The organism is Streptomyces sp. MST-110588 (assembly GCF_022695595.1).
Taxonomy (GTDB): Bacteria; Actinomycetota; Actinomycetes; order Streptomycetales; family Streptomycetaceae; genus Streptomyces.
In genome coordinates, this window is record NZ_CP074380.1 from 1989889 (window position 1) to 2006999 (window position 17111).

Below are 17111 nucleotides of genomic sequence, written 5' to 3' on the forward strand. Positions count from 1 at the left end.
ACTTGGCTCGGGGGACCGTCGAACCAACGGGGGCGGTCCGAATCTGCGAGAAGCATGAAGGACTGATGCCTCGGTGAGCGTTGTCATCGTCAAGCGCCCGCCCCGCGCGCTGCCACCTGATGTCCCCAGTGAGGAGTTGACGCTCGAAGCACCTCCGGAGCTGCCTCGCGAGGGCGACGACAACCTCATGATGAACCTGCTGCCGATGCTCGGCATGGGTTCCTCGGCGGCGTTCTTGTTCATGCCCGGCTCCCAGCCGTTCATGAAGATCATGGGCGGCATGATGGTGGTCTCCACCCTCGCGATGGCGATCGTCCAGATCGTCAAGGCGCGGCAGGGACCGTCGGGGCAAATGCTCCAGGAGCGGCAGGACTACCTCAAATACCTTACGCAAAAGCGTAAGGAAGTGCGGCGTACGGCACGCAAGCAGCGCGACGCTCAGCTCTTCCTGCACCCCGACCCGGCGCAGCTCTGGTCGATCGTGGCCGAGGGCAAGCGGGTGTGGGAGCGGCGCGCCTCGGACGAGGACTTCGCGCAGATACGGATGGGACTGGGGCCGCAGCAACTGGCCACGCCCCTGAAGGCTCCGGAGACCGCGCCGGTGGACGAGCTGGAGCCGCTCACCGCGCACGCGATGAAGGAGTTCCTCGACAAGCACGGGCATTTGGACGCGCTGCCGCTGGCCGTCTCGCTGCGCGCCTTCTACCACCTGACCATTTCCGGCGATCCGGACACCGTGTACGGTTCCGCGCGCGCCATGATCGCGCAGTTGTGCACCCTGCACTCCCCCGAGGACCTGGTCGTGGCCGTGGTGGCGTCGCCGGGCGCACAGGCGGAGTGGGAGTGGACCAAGTGGCTGCCGCACGTCCAGGACAAGTCCGTGGACGGCGCCGGCACCCGCCGGCTGATCGTCGGGGACCTGGGCGAGATCGAGGAACTGCTCGCGGACGAGCTGGAGGGCCGGGGCCGCTTCAACCCGCAGGGCGCTCCGGTCAGCGACACCCCGCACGTGGTGGTCGTACTGGACGCCGGTGAAGTGCCGGTCGACTCGGTGATCGCCGGCGCGGAGGGTCTTCAGGGCGTCACGATCCTGGAGATCGTGCCGGGCGACCTGGACGAGATCCGCGGCGGTCTGGCTGTACAGGTGTGGCCGGACAAGCTGGTGCTGGAGTCGGCGAACGGCGCCGTCTACACCGGCACCTGCGACGTTCTGTCGGTCCCCGAGGCCGAGTCGCTGGCGCGGCTGCTGGCCCCGCTGCGGGCCGGTTCGGGCGCCGACGGCGAGGAACCGCTGCTGTCCAACCTGGACTTCACCGACCTGATGAACATCGGTGACGCCGGGTCGGTGGACGTATCGCGCACCTGGCGCCCGCGCACGCTGCACGAGCGGCTGCGGGTGCCGATCGGTGTCGACAAGGACGGCCAGCCCGTCATGCTCGACCTCAAGGAGGCCTCGCAGGAGGGCATGGGCCCGCACGGCCTGTGTGTCGGCGCCACCGGTTCCGGCAAGTCCGAGGTGCTGCGCACCCTCGTGCTCGCCCTGGCGGTCACCCACTCCTCGGAGACCCTCAACTTCATCCTCGCGGACTTCAAGGGCGGTGCCACCTTCACCGGCATGTCCGAGATGCCGCACGTCGCCGCCGTCATCACCAACCTCGCCGACGACGTCAGCCTGATCGACCGCATGCGCGACTCGATCACCGGTGAACTCCAGCGCCGTCAGGAGCTGCTGCGCTCGGCGGGCAACTACGCCAACATCACGGACTACGAGAAGGCGCGCGCCGCCGGCGCCCCGCTGGACCCGCTGCCGTCGCTGGTGATGGTGCTCGACGAGTTCAGCGAGCTGCTGACCGCCAAGCCCGACTTCATCGACATGTTCATCCAGATCGGCCGGATCGGCCGTTCGATGGGTGTGCACATGCTGCTCGCCTCGCAGCGCCTGGAGGAAGGCAAGCTGCGCGGCCTGGACACCTTCCTGTCCTACCGGCTGGGTCTGCGGACCTTCTCCGCGGCCGAGTCCCGTACGGCGATCGGCGTCCCGGATGCCTACCACCTGCCGAACGTGCCGGGTTCGGGCATCTTGAAGTACGACACCGAGACCATGGTGCAGTTCAAGGCCGCCTACGTCTCCGGTCCCTACCGTGGCCCCGGGGCCACCAGCGGCGGTGGCGGCAGCCGTACGCACCGCAGGCCGGTACCGTTCACCGCCGCGCCGGTCGCCCTGCAGGTCATCGAGGAAGCGCCCCGGGAGCCCGTCGCCCCGCAGCAGGACGACGCGCTGGCCGACACCGTCCTGGACGTCATCGTCCAGCGGATGCAGGGCCAGGGCCCGCCGGCGCACCAGGTGTGGCTGCCGCCGCTGGACGAGCCCCCGACGGTCAACCAGCTCCTCCCGGCGCTCGCGGTCACGCCCGAGCGGGGCGTGCACGCCCCGGAGTACACGGCGCTCGGCAAGCTGGTCGTGCCGGTCGCGCTCGTGGACAAGCCGTTCGAGCAGCGCCGCGACGTGATGTACCTGGACTTCTCCGCCGGTGCCGGCCACGGCCTGGTCGTCGGTGGTCCGCAGTCCGGCAAGTCGACGCTGATCCGCTCCACGATGGCCGCCTTCGCGCTCACCCACACCCCGGCGGAGGTGCAGTTCTACTGCCTGGACTTCGGTGGCGGCGGCATGCTCGCCATGGAGGACCTGCCGCACGTCGGCGGGGTCGCCTCACGTCTGGACGCCGAGAAGGTCCGCCGTACGGTCTCCGAGGTCGTCGGCATCCTCAACGAGCGCGAGGAGTTCTTCCGCTCCAACAGCATCGACTCCATGGGGACCTACCGCCAGCGCCGTGCGGCGGGCGCCTTCCCCGACCAGAAGTGGGGCGATGTCTTCCTGATCATCGACGGCTGGGGCACCTTCAAGACCGACTACGAGCAGCTCGACCCGGTGATCCTGGACCTGGCCACCCGCGGCCTGGGCTTCGGTATCCACCTGATCATCGGCTCGTCCCGGTACACCGAGGTCCGGCCGGCCCTGCGCGACCAGCTCCTGAACCGCGTCGAGCTGCGCCTGGGCGACCCGATGGAGTCCGAGTTCGACCGCAAGCGCGCCGAGAACGTCCCCATGGGCAAGCCCGGCCGCGGTCTGTCGCCCGAGAAGCTGGACTACCTGGCCGCGCTGCCGCGCATCGACGGGATCAGCGACCCGGAGTCCCTCAGCGACGGCATGGCGCACCTGGTGGCCACCGTCAAGGAGCACTGGCAGAAGGAACCGGCCCCCAAGGTGCGGATGCTGCCGACCATGCTCCACGTCAACGAGCTGCCCCGGGGCGGCGACTACCCGGAGCACGGTATCGCCATCGGTGTCGACGAGACGACGCTCTCCCCGGCGTTCATCGACTTCGAGACCGACCCGCTGCTGGTCATCTACGGAGAGAGCGAGTCCGGCAAGTCCTCGCTGCTGCGGCTGCTCGCCAAGCAGATCGCCGAGCGCTACCCGACGGACAAGGCCCTGATGGTCGTGTCGGACTACCGGCGCGCGCTGCTCGGCGAGGTGCCGGAGAGCCATGTCTACAAGTACTGCGCGGCGGGGCCGCAGTTGCAGGAGGTCATCACCGGACTGGCCGGCTCGCTGGGCCGCCGGATGCCGGGCCCGGACGTCACGCCCGAGCAGTTGCGCAACCGTAGCTGGTACGACCTGCCGGACGCCTTCGTCATCGTCGACGACTACGACCTGGTGGCGACCAGCAGCGGCAACCCGCTCATGCCGCTGGTGGAGTACCTGCCGTTCGCCCGTGACCTGGGCCTGCGGCTGATCCTGGCGCGCAGTTCCTCCGGCGCGGGACGGTCCTCCTTCGAGCCCGTCATGCAGCGCACCAAGGAACTCGGCGCGCAGGGTCTGATCCTCTCCGGTGACCCGGGCGAGGGCCGCTGTTCGGCAACATCAAGGCGACGAGCCTGACGCCGGGACGGGCGCAGTTCATCACGCGCAAGCGGGGGGCGCAGCTCGTCCAGACGGGCTGGCTGCCACCCAACAGCTGAGCCGGTGTACGCCGATATGCGAAGACGGCGGTGGGGCGTTCCTCCTGGGAGGGGCGCCCCACCGCCGTTGTGCGGGGAAGTGGGGGTGAGGGGGTACGGGGATTCGGGGGGTATGAGGGCCTGGGATCAGCCGAAGGCGCCGTGCCGCTGGACGTCGGTCCGCGGCGCGGCGGCCGGTGCGGCGCTGGTTCCCTTCTCCTTGCCGCTCTTCTCCGCACCCGCGCCGGGGCCGGTGCCGGTACCGGCGTCCGCGGGCTTTGCCTCGCCCGAGCCGCCCTTCGCGCCCGAGCCGACCTGCGTGCCCGTGGTGTCTTTGGCGCCCGCGGCCGTGGCGGCGTCCGTACGGGATCCCGTACGTGTTCCCACGCCGGAGCCCGTGACGGAGGCGGGTCCGCCGGCCGCGCTCACGCCCGTACGCACCCCCTTCGCCACGCCCTCGCCACCGCGCCGTGCGGAAGAGCCGGTCCCGGGCGGGCCGAAGGGGTCGGGGCCCGACGGCGCGGAGGAGGTGGCCCACTCGCCGTGGAGGGCGGGCCGCTGCCCCTGGCCGCCGCCCTTGCCGCCCTTGCCCCGCCCGCCGAACATCCCGCCAAGGGAAGTAGCCATCTGGCCCAGGGCCATGAAGCCGTACGCCGTCTGGGAGCCGGAACCGGAGGACCGGGAGCCGCCGTCGGAGGAGTCCTCGGCCGGCGCGTCGCCGCCGCCCTTGCTGTCCGCGGGATGTGCGGCGGCGCTCTCCAGGTCGGCGGCGGCCAGTTCGAAGGCGGGCAGCGATTCGTCCACGGTCCGCTTCAGCCGGTGCCAGTCCGCCGCGAACGCCTCGCCCGCCGGGCCCTGCCAGTTCTCCGCCGCGGCCCTGGCCACCTGACGGTCCAGATCCCGCACCAGGCCGTCCAGGTGCTTGCCCATGTCCCGCCAGCCGGCCGCCGCGTCGTGCAGCACTCCCGGGTCACGCCGCTCGGTCACTGAACACTCCGGATCATCTCGGCGATTTCTTCTTCGGCCGCTTCGGTGCCGGCGGCGTTCTCCTTTATGCCGCCACCGACCTCCGCCAGGCGCTGCTGGAGCTGTACGAGCGCGCGCTCGGCCTGTTCGTACATCTCCAGAAAGGGACCGGCCGCCTCCCGCGAACCGAATCCGTCACACAGCGCCTCGGCATCGGTCCGCCGTCTGAAAGCGGTGAGTTGCCGGCCCAGGTCGTCCGCGTGCATCTCGAAGGCCGTACCGAGCCTGTGCAACTCCCCGGTACTGATCCGGACCTCTTCGGACATCTTTTCTCCCCGTATTGATGGGCGCGGCAAACCCGCTGAACACCGCCCCAGGTCTAGCACACCCGGAAAGCCGCCGACGTGCCGTCCTCGCGGTCGGCGCCGGCCGGGACGGAAGGAAAACGGAAGGAAAACGGATCAAGATCCCGTAATGCCAACCACCCGCCCCGACCGATGTTTTGCCCGCTGCGTCGGCCACGGCTTCGGCTGCCGTATCGGGCACCGTATCGGGCACCGCCGCGACCGCCGTCTTGACCGAATGTTCGGCGCCGTCATTAGACTCGTGACGCCGGTGCCGCACGAGCGGTTGCTGTACCACGGAGTTCTCTGGGGGAACACATGAGCAATGAACGGCAGATCCGGGACGAGGACCTGATGGACGTCGCCCAGGATCCCGAGCAGGCGCACCGGCTGCGCAAAGCCCTGCAGACGCTGGCGACCAACCCCAAGGTGGGCGGCAAGCTCCAGGAAATGGCCCAGGAGGTGCTTTCCGGGCGGATCGGCATGAAGGAAGCCATCCAGACGGAGCGCTACATGGACGCATTGGGCGACCGGATTCAGGAGATCCGGCACGCGGCGGAGAACCAGACCACGCAGGAGCGGGAGGCCCAGCGCGAACTGGTCGAGCGCTGGAAGCGGCAGCAGCAGGAAGAGGAGGACCGGGAGCGCGCCGAGCGCGACGGCCCCACGGCGGGCATCATCAGCACGCCACGGCGCAAGGGCCACAGCGGGCCGGGCCACCGGGGATAAGGGACGAGGCGTCCACCGGGGAGCAAGGGACGAGGCGGGCCACCCACCGGGGACAAGGCCCCCCGTTCCCGCCGCCGTTGCTATCCTGCGCGGTCGCGTGTCTTCCGCACGGCGCGCAGGAGAGAGCGGAGCAAATGCCACAAATTCGGGTGCTCAGTAACGGTGCACGTATCACCGCCGGCATATTCTGCCTTCTTTTCTTTCTGCACACCGCGTACTGGCTGGGCCACGATGTCGCGCATGCCGGCACCGAAGCCATGTGGGAATACTGGACGCGAGGTGTGACCAAGGAGGCCGCCTCCTCCAACGCCGCCCTGGTGACCACCCCCTACGACATCGGACTGGCCATCTTGCAAGCGAGCGCGGCGTGGTCCGCGTTCGCCGGGTGGCGGTCGGCCGGCGGGCTGCTCGCCACGGCCACCGCCCTGTCGTTCGCCCTGCGGCTGCAGGTCGTCGTCAGTGCGGGTTCCCACACATCGGACAACCGCTGGTTCGTCGGGATGCCGCAGAACCCGGACACCGGCACCACGATGGAGGCGGTCCTCATCTCCTCCCTCTGGCTGCTGCTCTTCGCGTTCGCCGCGGCCGTCGTGCAGGTGGCCGGCATCCGCGCCTGGCCCGGACGCCGGCCGCAGCCCGGCCATCCGCCCGTACGGCCGGCCGGATCCGCGGGCACGGTCGGCGCCCTGATCCTCGGCGCCATCACACTGTGCTACCTGGGGTGGATCGTTTACGCGCTGGTGGAGATGCCGGGCAGCAGTCTCGGCGCCCTCTTCCTCGGCCACGGGCTGCTCCTCGCGTTCCTGGCCGTCGCTCCCGGCTGGTTCTGGCTGACCGCCATCCCGCTGTGCTCGATCGGCGCGCTGCTGGCCGGCACCCGGCGGGTGTCCGCCCGCGGCTTCTCGCTGGGCCTGGCGATGCTGCTGCTGCCCGCCTCCCTCTCCAGCCTGGCCTCGATGCTGGTCACCGGCACCCTCTTCCACCTGGAATCCGGCGCGGAGGGCGGTGCGCTGCTGGGCCGGGTGCTGACGCTGCTGGAACTGTTCGGGTCGATCACGATCCTGGTGCTGATGGGCAGGCGCGGCGAGCCGGTGGCTCCTGCGGGGATGCCGGGGATGGGTGTTCCCGGCATGGGCGTTCCGGGATGGGGGTTCCGGGGATGGGGGCTCCTGGCATGGGAGCGCCGTACGGTGCGCCGGCACCCGGTTATCCGCCCGCCGGGCCCCCCGGATACGGACACCCGGCTCCCGGCGGCTTCCCGGCTCCGCAGGGCGGTGGCTGGTCGCAGCCCGCGCCGCCGATGCCCCCGATGGCTCCGCCGGCCGCACCGCCGCCGCCCCAGGGCGGCTTCGGCCCGCCGCCCGCGTAGCACCGTACGGCAGGAGGGCCGCGCGCAGATCCGTACGGCGGAGGCGGTGCGCGTCGATCCGTACGGCGGAAGCGGTGCGTGAGAGAGCGGGGAAGCGGGCGGAGATCCGTACGGCAGGGGCCCGCCGGGAACTTCCCGGCGGGCCCCGCGCGTCCCGGATCATAGGATCGACCGGCGCACGCAGGCGTCCGCGACGATGAAAAGCTACGGTTCATGGGGGACAGGGAATTCATGAGCGCCACATCGGACGGCGAGGAGATCGCCGACCTGGACCTGCTGGACGGATTGGACGGATACCTCCCGCATCCGTACATCGGCGGCCGTACCGCCGTGCTGCGCGCACTGGCCGCCTGGCGCATGCGCTGGCCCGGCGCGCCGCGGGTCGTCGTGGTCACGGGCAGCCCCGGCAGCGGCCGTTCGCGTCTGATCACCGGCTTCCTGATGCTGTGCGACCCTGAGTACCGCAAGCGGCTGCCGCTGGACGCGCTGGACCCGACGACCGTACCGCCGGACCTGCCCGCCCCCGCCGTGCCCGACCCCTCCGGGCTCACGGCCGCCCAGGTGCTGTGGATGATCGCCGATCACTACGGGCTGGGCGCCACCAGCGCCGAGGAGGTCTTCCGGGAGCTGGCCGCGCTCGGCACGGACGACGAGCCGGTGACCGTCGTGGTGCCGGACGTCGACCGCGCCGGTGTCGTACGGGCCGGTGGCGAGCCCGCCCGGCTCGTACACGAGGTCCTCAAGCCGCTCGCCGAAACCGGCACCGTCCAGTTGCTCGCGGAGGCACCGCGCGAACTGGCCGCCGGTCTGGTGGAGTCGCTGCCGGCCGGCCAGGGCCAGATCATCGACCTCGACGACCCGCGGTGGGCCGACCCCGAGGGTCTCGTCCTGCACGCCGAGACGGCGCTGGATCCGCGGTCGGGCGCGCCCGAGCTGCCGTTCACGAGCGACCCGGGCGTACGGCGTGCGCTGGCCGAGGCCATCGCCCGGCGGGCGGACGGCAACCGGCTGACCGCCCAGCTCGCCGTGCAGTGCGTGCTGATGCTGCCCGACGGGTTCGATCCGGCTGATGAATCGCTTCTGCCGCGTACCGTGGGCGAGGCGCTCGACCTGCACGCGCGGCGGGCGGGCACCGATCCGCAGACCCTGCGGCTCATGCTGGCGCCGCTGGCGCTCGCGGAGGGCGACGGGCTCCCGGCCGAGCTGTGGGGAACGCTCGCGAACGCCGTCGCGGAGCGGGACCTGCGCCAGGACATCGCGGGCGGGATGCTGGTGGCCGGGCCGTTCGTCCAGCCGGTGGAGACGGGCGGGGTGGAGCCGGACACGGAAGCGGAGTCCGGCGCGGGCGCGGAGTCCGGGGACGGGTCGGAGGCGGCCGGGGACGGGCCCGAGGCGGTCGTGGACGGATCGCGGGCGGGCGGGCGGACGCTGCTGCGCCTGGCACATCCCGCCCTCGCGGACGAGATCCGGGCCGGCCTGCCCGACGCCCGGGGCGCCCAGACCCGGATCGCCATGGCGCTGCTGGAGGCCGTACCGCACCAGGACTGGTCGCAGGCCGACCCGTACATCCGCGACCACCTCGCCGGACACACCCTCGACGCCGGCCTGCTGCCCCAACTCCTCACGGACCCGGGGCTGTTCGCGTACGCCGACCCGGTTCCGCTGCGCGCGGCCGTGGAGGCCGTACCGCCGGAGACGCTCGGCGCCCCGGCCCGTACGTACCTGCGGACCGCTCCACTGCTCACCCGGTCGCAGGCGCCGGTGGCGATGCGGGCGGCGCTCCTGGAGACCGCGTTCGTCGAGGACGGGCTCGCTCCGTACGCCCAGGCGCTGCACGGCCTCGGGCTGGAGCTGCCCTGGCGCACCCTGTGGAGCCTGCCGGTGGCGGGGGTGAGCGCGGTGACGGCGGGGAGCCTGCCGGCCGCCGGGCCGGCCGCCGGGCCGGCCGAGCAGCAGGCCGGGGAGAAGACCGCGGCGGAGACCGGGGCGCAGACCGGGGAGCAGCGTGGCGGTGGGGGCGCCGGGCCGCTGCCGGTCGCCGTCCTCGTCGTCCCGCCGGGCACGCCCGGCTCCCGTCCGGTCAGCGGCTCCTCCGACGGCACGGAGTCCTCCGTACTCGTCCACGAACTGCTGCGTCCCGGGTACGTGGACACCGACCCCGCACGGGTGCTGCTCCCCTCCGAGGAAGCCAGGACCGCGGCGCCGCTCGGGCTCAGCCGGGGCGCGGACTACCTGCGCATCTGGGACCGGGCGAGCGGGCAGGTGGTGGCCGCCCTGATCAGCGACACCCCCTTCACCGGCGCCGACCTCTCGCCCGAAGGCGTCCTCGTGCTCGCCACCGCGCGGGGCGCCAAGGCACTGCACATCACCGCGCCCGCCCCCGCCGGCGGCTCCATCGGTGCGCCCGCCGACGCCTCCACCGACGCAACTGCCGCCGCCACTGCCGACACCCCCACCGGTGTCTCCGCCACGGCTTCCACCGACGCCACCGCCGGCGCCACTCCAGCACCGCCCACCGACACCCCCGGCCCCGGCCCCACCCCCACCCCTGACGGCCCACACGGCCGAGAAGGAGACCACTCGTGATCACCCAGGCGCAGGCTCACGCCACCGCCGACCGCTGGCTCAACCCCGAGGGTCACCAGGGCCCCCGGCGTGAGGTCGGCATGCAGGAATTCGATCTGGGCTGGGTGGTGTGGGCCGTTCCGCCGCCGCCGGAGGTCGACCCGGTGACCGGTCAGCGCCGGCCGCCCGCCGAGATCGGCGCCGCCTGCGGGGTCGTCGACCGGACGAGCGGCGAACTGACCGTATGGCCGTCGGTGCCCGTCGAAGAGGTCGTACGGATGTACCGCGAGAAGCACGGCGCGGGCGGCAGCCCGGCGCCCGCGCAGGCGCCGGCCGAGCCGCCGGTCACCGGCCCCGGCAACACCGCCGTCGCCACCTACGACGACCCCGCCACCGGCCAGGAGACCACCCTCGCCCGCGTCTCCGGGCCGGGTCTGCCGCCCGTCGAGCACCAGGTGTACGCCGAGCTGCAGCGCATGGGCGTACGCGGCGAGGACGTACGGGCCCTGCACACCGACCTGCGCCCCGCGCTGCTGCCCGGCGGCTACCCCGGCGACTTCGTCTTCCGCGCCTTCCCCAACGCCCAGTACTCCTGCACACAGGGGTACGGGATGAAGCCCGAGGAGCGCGCCGAGGGCGTCGCCGGACTGATCCGGCACGTGGAGATGATGCACCAGCTCACGGGCCGGCCGGCGCCGCCGCGACCGCACCGGCTGCCGCTGCCGCAGCACGTACCGGCCGCCGAGCCGGTGCGGGACGTGGCGCTCGGCAAGCAACTCGCCGAGGTCTTCGGCCCGCAGGGCGTACTGCGCCACGACGCCGACGACATCGCGGCGACCCCGCTCCCCGACGCGGCCAAGAAGACGCTGACCTGGGCCGGGCTGCCCTTCGACGTACCGTACTTCTTCACCGCCGACCGGTCGGACAACCCGCCCGCCGGGGGCCTGTTCACCGACGCCGCCAGTCATCTGCGCGCCGTCGGGACCCAGGCGGAGCCGGGGCCGCTGGAGACCCTCGCGGGCCATGTCCGGATCGGGACGGACGGACTGTACGCGATCACCGTGCAGTGCACCGCACCCGAGGACAACCAGGACCTGGTGGGAACCGTATGGGCGGTGCAGCCGTCCTCGGGCGGCGGACGGTTCGTCAACGCCTCGCTCTCGTCCTTCCTGCGGTCCCTGGCGCTGCTGACCGTGACCCGGGAGCGGATGCGGGGCATGGACCCGTACGCGGCGGGCGCGGCGGTCGCCGGCTTCCAGGAGCAGCTCGCGGCGATCGACTCCTGGGCGCTGGACAGCGACAACAACTGGTGGTCGGTCGTGGTCGAGCAGATGTGGCACGGCCTGTTCTGACGACCTGACGACCTGACGGCCCTTCCTGACAAGGTCTGACAGGAGACCGGGGGTGGAGACCAGGGGCCGGGATTCCGCAGCCCCGGAGCCCCGGTCTCCCCCTTTCCCCTTCCCCCTCAAGCTTCCCCCTCAGGGAAGCAACAGCCAGTCGCAGGCCAGCGCTGCTGCCAGACCGACGCCCAACAGCCAGGTCCCCAGCCGCGTCCGTCCGTTCCGGCTCAGTTCGATCACCACTCCGCAGAGCACCAGCGCGGCTCCGTACACGCCGACGACCAGGACCGACGTACGGCTGGCGAGGCGTACGACGAGGACCGCCGCCAGCGCGGCCATCAGTACGGAGGCCGCGGTGACCCGTATGCGGCGCGCCTGACGCGGCGTCAGCCGTCCACCACTCCCGGCGGGCAACTCCTCGTGCGCGGGCTCGGCGGATTCACTCATAAGCGGGAATGGTAAGGGACGCGTGTTCGGCCGCGCACGACGCGTATGCCTCGATGACGCATTCGAACCTTTACGCGGCCGAATGGCGCCCATTGCCCCGACATCACACTACTTCGGCCCCCATCCGTGACATCCACGGATTCCCGGCGACCTTGACACGGATGCATTAAGAACACATAAGCTGGGCGCACTGGTTGCGCTGGAGCGATTCCCGCCGAGCGGGAAAATCGGGGGGCCGTGGTGACAGGCAAGGCGTTCGACGTCGATCCGGATGTACTGAAAGCTCAGGGCGATGCGTTCGTCGGCATCGGTACGGATTTCTCCAAGGCGTCCAAGACCCTACAAGATGATCTTAAGGCTCTGGGCACTCCCTGGGACGGCGCGGATTTCGGGGACATCTTCGAAACGATCTACACGCCCATCCGCGACGGCATGTTCGAGTCGATGGATTCCCTGGGCGAACGCCTGGAAAAAATCGGCGACAACCTCCAGGCCATGGCCAGGACCTATGCCGACTCCGACGAGCAGGGCCTGCACGTCATCAGCCACGTCTCCCGCCCCGCCATCTGAGCCCCGCGCCCGCCCTCCCGCAAATCATCCCTCTTCCGCGCCTCAGCCCTTCCGCACCGCGACCATTCCGTGCACCACCACCCATTCCGCACATCAGCCGGCACCCGGCTGCAACCGTACGGGGGACGGCCACTGTGTCTCTGACGCTGCCGGGCGAGGTCGCCTGGGTTCTCGATCTGCTCGGCTACGACTGGCCGGAGGCCGACGAGGACAAGCTCTTCAAGTGCGCCGAGACGTGGCGCAATTTCGCCACCCAAGTCGAAGAGGCGTCGTCCCGGGGGAGCTCCGCCGCCGCCGAGGTCCTGTCGGCGAACTCGGGTGAGGCGGTCGAGGGCTTCGGCAAGGAATGGGGCACGTTCTCCGGCAGCAACGGCTCGGACAACTACCTGCGGGACGCCCAGCTCGCCGCCGAGGTGATCGCCGTCGCCTTCGGCGCGGCGGCCCTCGCCGTACTCACGGGCAAGATCGCGGTCATTGTCCAGCTCGTCATCCTCGCCACCGAGATCATCGCCGCTCAGGCCGCCGCGCCCTTTACCTTCGGCCTTTCCGAAGTGGGCGCACTGGGTGCCACACAGGTCACCCGGATCGCCGTCCGGGAGATCCTCAACAAGATCAAGCGCGAGGTCGTCGAAGCCGCCACCAAGGCGATGGAGCACGCGACGATGGACGCCGTGAAGAACATGGCGAAGAAGGCGGTGTCAAAGGAAGCCCGCAAGCTGGCCATGGATTACGCCAAGACGACCGTCAAGGAAACGGTCAAGGAGACCGTCAAGGAACAGGTCGTCGAAGAGGCCAAGTCCAAGGCGCAGGAAGCCGCCACCGAAATGGCACAGAACGTCGCCCAGCAGGGCGTCGAAAGCCATTTCGGAGCCCGCGACGGAATCGACCTGGGCGAGACCGCCGACATCGGCAAGGAGAAGGCGGGCGAGTACGTCGACGGCGTCAAGGAAGCCGCCCAGAGCCTGGCCGATCCGCAGACGTACGTGGACCACGCCCGGGACGACCTGACCGACCGCGGCCTCACGGCGGCGCAGAAACACGTCGACAGCCGCACCGGCGGGGCCGCCACCCGCCACCAGGACGTCACCGACGAAATCCGCGCCGTCTTCGGCTGACCCGCGCGAGCCCGATCCGGAAAGAGGCAGGCGGAAAGAGGCAGGCGGCATGGACGCCCGCCCCTCATCCGCGGACCTCAGCCCCGCAACAGCCCCGAGATCCGCGGTACATGATCCCGCTCGTCGGCCGACAGCGCCACCCATGAGCCGTCCGGGAACGCCACGTCCACGCGGTAGCGATGACGCGCCGGATGTCCTTCCCGGCGCTCCGCGAACTGCCCCCGCCACCACTCACCGAGCAACTGCGCCGCCACCCGCTCCGGCGAGCCCGGCTCGTTCAGGAGCAGCAGCCGCTGATCGGTGAAGACAAGCACCAAGGCGTCGTTGTCGTACCCGGTGCCCTCCACACCTCCCGTACGCCCCGCGATCACGAACCGCCCCGCCGCGCTCTCCCAGCCGCCCTGCCAGACGGGACCGCGGAACGCGCGCCTGATGCCTCGCCAGGTGCGGCTGCCGCCCTCCTCCAGCAGGCCCGCCGGCAGGCTGATGGCAGCCGCCACGGCTTTCACCGGCCACAGCAGCCACGCCGAGCAGCCCTTGGACCGTCCCGAGTCCCCCGCCGCCTGCGGTACGGGCCGCCGGTACGCCTTCGGCACCCGCTCCGGCACCAGCGGGTCGAACCGTACGGGAAAGGCACCCCGCAGCACCTCACCGGCACGTAGGTACACCGACGCATGCCCGACCAGCCATTCGCGCCCGGCGGGCACCACAATCCCTCCTCCGGCACAGGTCATCCGAAGGTGTCCTCGATGCTGCCCTTGGGCACGCGGTACGGCTTGTCCGCCGCCGGTTTGCCGTCGCGCTCCCAGGACCGCTTCGCGGTATCACTGCCCAGGGCTTCCTTCGCCGGCTCCGGAATCTCACCCGTCAGGCCGGTGAGGCCGTTCAATATGGGCACGGAACCATGGCCCTTGATCTGACCGGTGACGATGTGGTGGGCCCACCAGTCCTTGGTCCGGTACCGGTCCGCGTCCATGATGCCGCCCCGCTTACGGAGCTGCGCCGCGACCTTACGTGCCTCGTTGATCCGCTTGAAGGACTTCTCGCCCTGCTTCATCTCACGGACGGCCTTCATCAGCTCCTCAAGCGTCTTGGCGAGCTTGGCCGACACCCGCTCGACGCGGGCGATGAAGACCGCGACCTCCGCCTCCGCCACCAGGCCGTCCACGACGGTGGCCAGGCCCAGGGTGAGGATGTCGGTGATCACCATCGCGGCGAGCGTCATCACGGCCCACTCGATCGCCTCACGGATGATGGCGACGATGGTGTCCTCGGCCAGCTTGCACTCCGCCGCCGCCTGACTGAGGATCTGCGCCGTCTGGCCCATCTCCTCGCCGGTTCCGTCAATCGCGTCGACGATCCGTCCCATCCCCCGACCGAATGAATCCGAGGCCTCACCCTGCCACTGGTCCGGCAGCGAACGGGCCCCCGCGCGCAGTCCCTCCGCGACCTTCTGGAGCGCCTCGCCCTGCGCCTTCCACTCCTGCGCCGCGGCGGTGAGCTGGCTGGGCATGCCGGTCACTCTTTCGAGGTATTCCATCAGCCCGACCTTGTCCAGGAACCACTTGATGGCGTCGTCCAGCCCGGCGTCGATCCCGTGCTCGGCATTGCTGTGGACCTCAGCGATGTCCGGCAGCTTCTCGCCCTGCCGGCTCACCCACTCATACGCCGCCGTTCCCGCACTCACGCCTGCACACCCCCGCCGCTGCCACCGCTACCGCCGTTGCCGCCTCCGAAGCCCGCCTGCAGCGCGTACTCATTCGCGAAGTAATTCCCGGCCGCCTCCCGAAGGCTCTCGGCCGCCGTCTGGACCAGCTCCGCCAGGTCCTTAATATTCTGTTGCGCGGCCTCCGCATGCTCGTTGTAAGCACTGTGCAACTCATCGGAATCCGGCAGATGCCCGAACGCCCCGGACGGCACATCCACATGCGCCAACGCCAGCCCTATCCGGGGAATCTCCTCATGCTGCCGCTCGGCCGCCATCGCATAGCCGAGGATCGCCTCCGGATCCGTCTGGAACCCGCTCCCCATACCGCTCCCCCTTATTCCCTTAACGCATCGCTAATCCCTCCCACCCTAAATTCACAACAACATGAACCCTTCAACCCCACCCCAACTCCGTCCCAACACCCTCCCAAGACTTCCCCATTGCCTCCGCTCCGAAAAAGAGAGAGACCCGCGGCCGGAAGGCCGCGGGTCTCATCTCACTGCTGTGGAAGGGGCGTCACTGCCCCGGAGGCTGCGTCGGCGGCGCCGGCGGGTAGGCGCCCGGCGAACCCGCCTGCTGCTGATACGGGTTGGGCTGCTGCGGCGCGTACCCGGAAGGCCCGCCATAGCCGCCACCGTAACCACCCCCGTAACCACCGGGGCCGCCCGGGCCACCGGCCGGCGGTCCGTTACGCCGCTTCTTCCCCCGCACGACAAGGATGACGACGACCGCCACCACTACCAACACGGCAGCAGCGATCCCGATGATGACGCCGGTGCTCAGCCCACCGCTCTTCTCCTCCGCGGCCTGCTGCCCGTTCTTACCCGGCGACTTGGAGTTGTCCCCACCCGAACCGGCCGACTCCCCGCCCGCAGACGAAGCCTGAGCCTTCGGCATCTTGAGCGGCCCGTTCTTCGGCCCGGCCGGAATATCCCGCTTCAACGCTGCCAGCGGCTGGATGAACCCATAGCCGTACTTCTGGTCGGGAAGCGACAGCCCTTTGGCGGACGCCGGGAGGCCGGCGGATTTGGCGAGTCGATTGACCAACTGACCGACAGTCAGGTCCGGGTACTTCTCACGCAGGAGAGCCGCAGCCCCAGATACATATGCGGTGGCTTCAGAGGTACCCGTACCTTTTCGGTAGGGTGACGTAGTTCCGGTAGTGACGATTCCGACCGCCGGCGCGGACAGCAAGACGGAGGGGCCGTAGTTGGAGCCAGACCAGATGACACCGGAATTCGCGACTCCACCGACGCCCACCACCCCGGGTAACTGGCGGGGTACTCCTGCGCCTCAGGCCCTTTCCCATCATTCCCGGAAGCCGCCACTACCAGCACGTTCTTCTTCAAAGCATATGCCACTGCCTCGCGTGCAGCATCATTACTGTCGGGCGTGCCCTGCGAAATGTTGATCACCGAGGCGCCACGGTCGACGGCATACCGAATCGACGCCGCTAGGCCATCTTTTCCTCCATCATCACGAATGGCCAAGATCTTGGCATCGGGGGCCAGCCCCTTAACTCCGTCTGAACCACCCGCACCATGACCATGCCCTGCAATAATGCCAGCCATCTCAGTACCATGGCTTTCCCCGGGGCCCGGGCGCGCAATTCCCCCCTTGATGAAGTCTTTCCCCTCGATCACGTTGCCGCGAAGGTCTTGGTGTTGGGAATCGACTCCATCATCGATGACAGCGACGGTGATCCCCTTACCTGTCGCGATCTTCCAAATATCCTCTGCCTTGAACGCCTTGAGTGGCCACTGGCCGTCTCTGACCTGATCTGCCGAAGCAACCGGCGCGGTGCCGAAGAGCAGTGCTCCCGCCACAACCGCGCCGCCCACTGCACGCAGCGTCCGCGTGAAGCTCATGCCGTACACCTCTCTGCAACAGGACGGGGCCCACGGCCCGAAGACCGCGGGCCCCGTCTCGATCCGCCGATTACTTGGCTGACTG

At 70.2% G+C, this 17111-nt stretch carries 13 protein-coding genes and 2 pseudogenes; 7 read left to right on the top strand and 8 right to left on the bottom strand.

The genetic code is table 11. The features are described 5' to 3' along the window. The first annotated feature begins 73 nt into the window (after positions 1-73). Positions 74-4023 (top strand): annotated as a pseudogene (gene eccCa / locus KGS77_RS08635) (type VII secretion protein EccCa). A gap of 126 nt (positions 4024-4149) precedes the next feature. Here eccCa and KGS77_RS08640 read toward each other — a convergent pair. Together KGS77_RS08640 and KGS77_RS08645 are read right to left on the bottom strand one after the other, a co-directional pair. Further along, positions 4150-4989: a WXG100 family type VII secretion target gene (locus tag KGS77_RS08640; protein WP_242580018.1), complete on the bottom strand. Its 840-nt coding sequence runs from the start codon at positions 4987-4989 to the stop codon at positions 4150-4152. Beyond that, positions 4986-5294: a hypothetical protein gene (locus KGS77_RS08645; protein ID WP_242580021.1), complete on the bottom strand. Its 309-nt coding sequence runs from the start codon at positions 5292-5294 to the stop codon at positions 4986-4988. Before KGS77_RS08645 ends, KGS77_RS08640 begins: the two co-directional genes overlap by 4 nt. A gap of 336 nt (positions 5295-5630) precedes the next feature. On the opposite strand from KGS77_RS08645, the gene KGS77_RS08650 reads away from it, so the two are divergent. The 4 genes from KGS77_RS08650 to KGS77_RS08665 all read left to right on the top strand — a co-directional run bounded on the left by KGS77_RS08650 (position 5631) and on the right by KGS77_RS08665 (position 11327). Next, the gene (locus KGS77_RS08650) at positions 5631-6041 is read left to right on the top strand and encodes a hypothetical protein (RefSeq protein WP_242580022.1); all 411 of its coding nucleotides are present in this window, start codon (positions 5631-5633) and stop codon (positions 6039-6041) included. A 281-nt stretch (positions 6042-6322) separates the two neighbouring features. Beyond that, complete coding sequence (locus tag KGS77_RS08655; protein ID WP_242580023.1) at positions 6323-7492, top strand: hypothetical protein; 1170 nt, start codon at positions 6323-6325, stop codon at positions 7490-7492. Positions 7493-7641: 149 nt separating this feature from the next. Next, positions 7642-9996, top strand: coding sequence for an ATP-binding protein (locus KGS77_RS08660; protein ID WP_242580025.1), 2355 nt, complete (start codon positions 7642-7644; stop codon positions 9994-9996). After that, on the top strand, positions 9993-11327 hold the full coding sequence (locus tag KGS77_RS08665; protein ID WP_242580027.1) for an SUKH-4 family immunity protein: 1335 nt from the start codon (positions 9993-9995) through the stop codon (positions 11325-11327). Before KGS77_RS08660 ends, KGS77_RS08665 begins: the two co-directional genes overlap by 4 nt. Positions 11328-11456: 129 nt before the next feature. Here the strand turns inward: KGS77_RS08665 and KGS77_RS08670 are convergent, their stop codons facing one another. Beyond that, positions 11457-11765, bottom strand: coding sequence for a hypothetical protein (locus KGS77_RS08670; RefSeq protein WP_242580029.1), 309 nt, complete (start codon positions 11763-11765; stop codon positions 11457-11459). Between the two features lie 237 nt (positions 11766-12002). On the opposite strand from KGS77_RS08670, the gene KGS77_RS08675 reads away from it, so the two are divergent. Both KGS77_RS08675 and KGS77_RS08680 read left to right on the top strand, forming a co-directional pair. Then, entirely contained in the window at positions 12003-12335 is a 333-nt protein-coding gene (locus KGS77_RS08675; protein ID WP_242580030.1) for a hypothetical protein, read from the top strand. A gap of 134 nt (positions 12336-12469) precedes the next feature. Continuing rightward, on the top strand, positions 12470-13450 hold the full coding sequence (locus tag KGS77_RS08680; protein WP_242580032.1) for a PE-PGRS family protein: 981 nt from the start codon (positions 12470-12472) through the stop codon (positions 13448-13450). Positions 13451-13527: 77 nt separating this feature from the next. Here the strand turns inward: KGS77_RS08680 and KGS77_RS08685 are convergent, their stop codons facing one another. The 5 genes and pseudogenes from KGS77_RS08685 to KGS77_RS34940 form a co-directional block, all read right to left on the bottom strand. Next, positions 13528-14157 (bottom strand): hypothetical protein, encoded by a 630-nt coding sequence (locus KGS77_RS08685; RefSeq protein ID WP_242580034.1) that lies wholly within the window; start codon positions 14155-14157, stop codon positions 13528-13530. A 23-nt stretch (positions 14158-14180) separates the two neighbouring features. After that, positions 14181-15137 (bottom strand): WXG100 family type VII secretion target, encoded by a 957-nt coding sequence (locus KGS77_RS08690; RefSeq protein WP_242580037.1) that lies wholly within the window; start codon positions 15135-15137, stop codon positions 14181-14183. Beyond that, positions 15134-15481: a hypothetical protein gene (locus KGS77_RS08695; protein ID WP_242580048.1), complete on the bottom strand. Its 348-nt coding sequence runs from the start codon at positions 15479-15481 to the stop codon at positions 15134-15136. Before KGS77_RS08695 ends, KGS77_RS08690 begins: the two co-directional genes overlap by 4 nt. Before the next feature lie 193 nt (positions 15482-15674). After that, positions 15675-16421 carry a S8 family serine peptidase gene (locus KGS77_RS34935; protein ID WP_347404456.1) on the bottom strand — a complete coding sequence of 249 codons (747 nt, stop codon included), beginning with the start codon at positions 16419-16421 and terminating at the stop codon, positions 15675-15677. 56 nt (positions 16422-16477) lie between these two features. Then, a pseudogene (locus tag KGS77_RS34940) lies at positions 16478-17026 on the bottom strand (S8 family serine peptidase); the annotation flags it as partial. Positions 17027-17111 lie beyond the last annotated feature (85 nt).